The organism is Albidovulum sp., assembly GCF_049646345.1.
Taxonomy (GTDB): Bacteria; Pseudomonadota; Alphaproteobacteria; order Rhodobacterales; family Rhodobacteraceae; genus Albidovulum.
In genome coordinates, this window is sequence record NZ_JBARVQ010000557.1 from 1 (window position 1) to 3,846 (window position 3,846).

Consider the following 3,846-nt stretch of genomic DNA (forward strand, 5'->3'; position numbering starts at 1 on the left):
TTTCCCGCCATACGCTCCTGCCATGGAACAGAGCCGTTCTGGTCGCTGTCATTGGACACGGCCGGGTCGGTGACATTCGCCACGCCCGAGGCCGAACCGCAAACCGGCAAGGTCCGGTCACGCTGGACATCGCTGAACCGCCGGGACCGCCACGGATTCTCGGCGCGCATCGGTGCGGCGGACTATGTCGGACTGGTTGGCCGGTCTGCTTGCAGTGATGGCATGTCGGACATGGAACACGGCCTGGCCGTGGACCTTCTGCTTGACGGCGATGGTTCGGATGCGCGGCTTTTGTCGGGGTGCTGTTCACTTGCACCGTAGCCGGGGCCCGCTCAGTCTACGACCCGCAGCGTCAGGTTAATCCGCCCCGGTTCGCGCAAGAGCGTGGAGGTCCCCGGCGCGATCCGGTCGACGCCATGATAGGCAAGCCGCGCCGCGCCGCCGAGGATCAGCACATCGCCCGACCGCAGCCAGACGCTTTCGGTCTTGTCGCTGCGTTCGGTCCCGCCAATGCGAAACCGCGCATCGTCACCAAGGCTGACCGACAGAACCGGCCAGGGAAAATCAGCCTCATCCTTGTCCTGATGCAGGCCCATCCGCGCGTCGGCGCCGTAGAAGTTGACCAGACAGCAATCGGGCGGCCGTTCGTCCCCAATGAGGTCGCGCCAGAGCGCCAGCACCCGGTCCGGGATCGGCGGCCAGCCGCCTCCGCCCGGATGTCTGTCGATATAGCGATAGCCTTTGCGGTCGGCATACCAGCCGTATTTCCCGGCCGAGGTCATTCGGACACTCATCGGCTTGCCCCATGGCGTCAGGGGTGAAAATAGCAGTGCCATCCGCGCAATATCGCGGATATCGGCGACAATCGCCGCCTGAGACGCCGTGTCGAGAAAGCCGGAATAAATTTCTGCGCCACGGATCGAGACCGGCGGAACCGGCGGTTTCGGCGCGTCAGGAGGGGGAAGCCGGTTTTCCACGTATTTTTACCTGTTTTTCCTGCCGTCAGAGCGCTTGCAGCGCCCTTGGCCCCTCCTTATATACCCTGCGAAGCCGGTCAGGGTGCCATACCCGGCCGAAATCTTGGGATCGGGGCCAGAGGCCGCAATCGGATCTGGCGCCACTTAATCGCCGAAGGAAAGGTATACATATGGCCAAAGTCATCGGGATCGACCTCGGGACCACCAACTCTTGCGTCGCCATCATGGACGGATCGCAGCCGCGCGTCATCGAAAACTCGGAAGGTGCGCGCACGACCCCCTCTGTCGTCGGGTTTACCGACAGCGAACGCCTCGTCGGCCAGCCGGCCAAGCGCCAGGCGGTCACCAACCCCTCCAACACCGTCTATGCAGTCAAGCGCCTGATCGGTCGCCGCATGGGTGAAGCCGAGGTGGAGAAGGACAAGAAACTTGTCCCCTATGCCATCGTGAACGGCGGCAACGGCGATGCCTGGGTCGAAGTGAAGGGCGAGAAATACTCGCCGTCCCAGATTTCCGCCGTGATTCTTCAGAAAATGAAGGAAACGGCTGAATCCTATCTGGGCGAAGAAGTTACGCAGGCCGTCATCACGGTTCCGGCCTATTTCAACGACGCCCAGCGTCAGGCCACCAAGGATGCGGGCAAGATCGCCGGTCTTGAGGTACTGCGCATCATCAACGAACCGACCGCCGCAGCCCTCGCCTACGGGCTCGACAAGAAAGAGACGAAGACCATCGCGGTCTATGACCTTGGCGGCGGCACCTTCGACATCACCATCCTGGAAATCGACGACGGCCTCTTCGAAGTGAAGTCGACCAACGGCGACACCTTCCTTGGCGGTGAAGATTTCGACATGCGCATCGTCAGCTATCTGGCGGATGAATTCAAAAAAGAGCATGGCGTCGACCTGACCGGCGACAAGATGGCGCTGCAGCGCCTGAAGGAAGCGGCCGAAAAGGCAAAGATTGAGCTTTCCTCCAGCCAGCAGACCGAGATCAACCAGCCGTTCATCTCGATGGACAAGAACACCGGCACGCCGCTGCACATGGTCATGAAGCTGACCCGGGCGAAGCTGGAATCGCTGGTCGCGGACCTCATCAAGAAGTCGATGAAGCCCTGCGGCGACGCGCTGAAGGATGCGGGCCTCTCGAAAGGCGATATCGACGAGGTTGTGCTGGTCGGTGGTATGACCCGGATGCCGAAGGTGATCGAGGAAGTGACGAACTTCTTCGGCAAGGAACCGCATAAGGGCGTGAACCCGGATGAGGTCGTGGCCCTTGGTGCCGCAATTCAGGCCGGTGTTCTGCAGGGCGACGTGAAGGACGTGGTTCTTCTCGACGTCACGCCCCTGTCGCTCGGCATCGAAACGCTCGGCGGTGTCTTCACCCGTCTGATCGACCGCAATACCACGATCCCGACCAAAAAGAGCCAGATCTTCTCGACCGCCGAAGACAACCAGAACGCCGTGACGCTTCGCGTGTTCCAGGGCGAACGCGAAATGGCGGCTGACAACAAGCTCTTGGGCCAGTTCAACCTTGAGGAAATCCCGCCCGCACCGCGCGGCCTGCCGCAGATCGAGGTCACCTTCGACATCGACGCCAATGGTATCGTCTCGGTCAAGGCCAAGGACAAGGGCACGGGCCGCGAACAGGCGATCACCATTCAAGCGTCCGGCGGTCTGTCGGACGAGGACATCGAAAAGATGGTCAAGGATGCCGAGGCGAATGCCGAAGGCGACAAGGCCCGCAAGGAACTGGTGGAGGCCAAGAACCAGGCCGAAAGCCTGATCCACTCGACCAAGAAGGCGCTTGATGAACATGGCGACAAGGTCGATGCCTCAACGGTCGAGGCCATCGAACTTGCCATCGGCGCTCTTGAGGAAGTGCTCAAATCCGAGGATGCGGGCAAGATCAAGGGTGGCATCCAGAACGTCACCGATGCGGCGATGAAGCTGGGCGAGGCAATCTACAAGGCGCAGCAGGCCGAAGGCGGTGAAGCCGATGCCGACGAAGACGGTCCGCGCGGTGTCGATGACGATATCGTGGATGCCGATTTCGAAGATCTCGGCGACGACAAGAAGCGCAAGTAACGCGACCGGAACCATAGAACCGGCCTGACTTAAGTCGGGCCGGTTCGCACGTTCCCCGAAAGGGCGAAGAATGGCGAAACGCGATTTCTATGAGGTTCTTGGTGTTGCGCGCGGCGCATCTGCGGACGAGATCAAGAAGGCCTATCGGACGAAGGCCAAGGAACTCCATCCCGACCGCAACAAGGACAAACCCGAATCCGAGGCCCAGTTCAAGGAAGTGAACGAGGCCTATGACATCCTGAAGGATGATACCCGCAAGGCGGCCTATGACCGTTTCGGCCATGCGGCCTTCGAAGGCGGCGGCCCGCGTGGCGGCGGCGGTCAGGGATATGGCCAGCAGGGCGATTTCGCCTCGGCCTTTTCCGATGTGTTTGAAGACCTCTTCGGCGATTTCATGGGTGGACGCGGCGGTGGCGGGCGGCAACGCGCGCAGCGCGGCTCGGACCTGCGCTACAATATGCGGGTGACGCTGGAAGAGGCCTATAAGGGCGTCCAGAAGTCGATCACCGTGCCGACCTCGGTCGCCTGCGGCGGTTGCAACGGCACTGGTGCCGAAGGCGGGGCGGAACCCCAGACCTGCCCGACCTGTTCGGGTATGGGCAAGGTCCGCGCCCAGCAGGGCTTTTTCACGGTTGAACGCACCTGCCCCACTTGCGGTGGACTCGGTCAGACGATCAAGAACCCCTGCAAGACCTGCCACGGCGCGGGCCGGACCGAGAAGGAACGCCAGCTTTCGGTCAACATCCCCGCAGGTGTTGAAACCGGCACCCGTATCCGGTTGG

General features: G+C 61.8%; 3 protein-coding genes and 1 pseudogene. 3 read left to right on the plus strand and 1 reads right to left on the minus strand.

What is annotated here, in order from left to right; all coding sequences use genetic code 11:
- A pseudogene (locus WBB85_RS14360) lies at positions 1–321 on the plus strand (SH3 domain-containing protein); the annotation flags it as partial.
- Positions 322–332: 11 nt separating this feature from the next.
- On the opposite strand, the gene WBB85_RS14365 reads toward WBB85_RS14360, so the two are convergent.
- Positions 333–977: an alpha-ketoglutarate-dependent dioxygenase AlkB family protein gene (locus WBB85_RS14365; RefSeq protein WP_432639290.1), complete on the minus strand. Its 645-nt coding sequence runs from the start codon at positions 975–977 to the stop codon at positions 333–335.
- Positions 978–1,147: 170 nt separating this feature from the next.
- On the opposite strand from WBB85_RS14365, the gene dnaK reads away from it, so the two are divergent.
- Both dnaK and dnaJ read left to right on the plus strand, forming a co-directional pair.
- The gene (gene dnaK, locus WBB85_RS14370; RefSeq protein ID WP_432639291.1) at positions 1,148–3,064 is read left to right on the plus strand and encodes a molecular chaperone DnaK; all 1,917 of its coding nucleotides are present in this window, start codon (positions 1,148–1,150) and stop codon (positions 3,062–3,064) included.
- Positions 3,065–3,134: 70 nt separating this feature from the next.
- Positions 3,135–3,846: molecular chaperone DnaJ (gene dnaJ, locus WBB85_RS14375; RefSeq protein WP_432639292.1), on the plus strand; the 712-nt coding region annotated here is incomplete at its 3' end.